Source organism: Actinoplanes regularis (assembly GCF_900188005.1).
In the GTDB taxonomy this organism is placed as follows: Bacteria; Actinomycetota; Actinomycetes; order Mycobacteriales; family Micromonosporaceae; genus Actinoplanes; species Actinoplanes regularis.
In genome coordinates, this window is sequence record NZ_FZNR01000072.1 from 1 (window position 1) to 1,433 (window position 1,433).

The 1,433-nt window shown below is 67.3% G+C and carries 1 protein-coding gene; it reads right to left on the reverse strand.

Translation table 11 applies throughout. The annotated features are described in order from the left end of the window. Window positions 1-221: 221 nt before the first annotated feature. On the reverse strand, window positions 222-1,433 hold a 1,212-nt coding region (locus CHC09_RS44830; protein ID WP_089299362.1), incomplete at its 5' end, for a flagellin N-terminal helical domain-containing protein.

Below are 1,433 nucleotides of genomic sequence, written 5' to 3' on the forward strand. Positions count from 1 at the left end.
GATGCGAAGACCCATGAGTTGTTCCTCCTTGACGGGGGTCCTGACCGGCCCATCCGTGAGCCGTGGCGTTGCGCCACTCTCATCGGCGACCGCCCCGCCACCACGAGGATTCCCCGAAGAATTCTTCCGGCCTTTTCCACCGGGCCGGAGAAAGCCGGAAGGGGCGGCCGGCTGGTGTGCCGACTGCCCCTTCGGTTGCTTGATTCAGTTGTGCTCGATCGTCAGCGCAGGAGCGAGAGGACGCCCTGGGCGGACTGGTTGGCCTGGGACAGCATGGAGGTGCCGGCCTGGGTCAGGATCTGGTTGCGGGTGAAGGTGACCATCTCCGCGGCGACGTCGGTGTCGCGGATGCGGGACTCGGACGCGGAGAGGTTCTCGACCGCGACGTTGAGGTTGTTGACGGTGTGCTCGAACCGGTTCTGATAGGCACCGAGGTTGGCGCGGGTGTCCGAGACCGAGCGGATCGCCTTGTCGATCGCGGCGATCGCGGCGTCGGGTCCACCGTTGGCGGTCAGGTCGAGGCTGGCGGTGCCGAGCGTCTTGGAGTCGATCGCGCCGATGCTGATGCCGATCCGCTCGTTGGCGTTCGCGCCGACCTGGAACCGGCCGGTGTTGCCGTTGTTGATTGCGGTTCCGGTGCCGGTCGGCGTGGTCGCGTGCGGGTCGACGTTGACCGTGCCACCGCTGGTGATGCCAAGAGCATCGAGGTTCGATCCGCCGCCGGAGAGCTTGAAGTCCCCGACGCCGGACATGCTGAACGTCGAGACGCCCGCAGCGTCGGTGCTGGCCGTCATCTGGAGCTCGTTGCCCTGGTAGCCCGCGCCCTTGAGGGCGGCCGTGATGCCGTTGTTGACAGCCTTGGCGATGTCCTGGGCGCTGGCGCCGGCCTTGATGTCGGAGGCCTTGATGGTGACAGAGATGTTGGCGCCGGTAACACCTTCAAGATCGTCGATCTGGAACGTGGTGTCGGCGGTGTTCAGCGAGCCCGCGGTGGGGGGAGCGCCGGCGGTTTCCGACAGAGCCGCTACCGCGGCTGCGGACGCTGCGCCGTCAGCTCCCATGGCAGTTCCCGTGGTCTTCGCGGTGGCGCCGAAGGAGCCGTCGAGGAGCTTGGCCTTGCCGAAGGAGGTGGTGCTGCCGATCCGGTCGAGTTCCTGGTTGAGCTGCTGGAGCTCCTTGTTCGCGGCGTCCTTGGCGTCGGCGTCCATCGAGCCGGCGTTCGACGTCTGAACGGCCAGGTCACGCATGCGCTGCAGGATCGCGGTCGACTCGTTGAGGGAGCCTTCAGCGGTCTGCGCGACGCTGATGCCGTCCTGGGTGTTGCGGACGGCGACCTTGAGGCCGCTGGTCTGCGAGCGCAGGCCCTCGGAGATCGACAGGCCGGCCGCGTCGTCGGAGGCGCGGTTGATCCGGAAGCCGCTGGACAGCTTCTC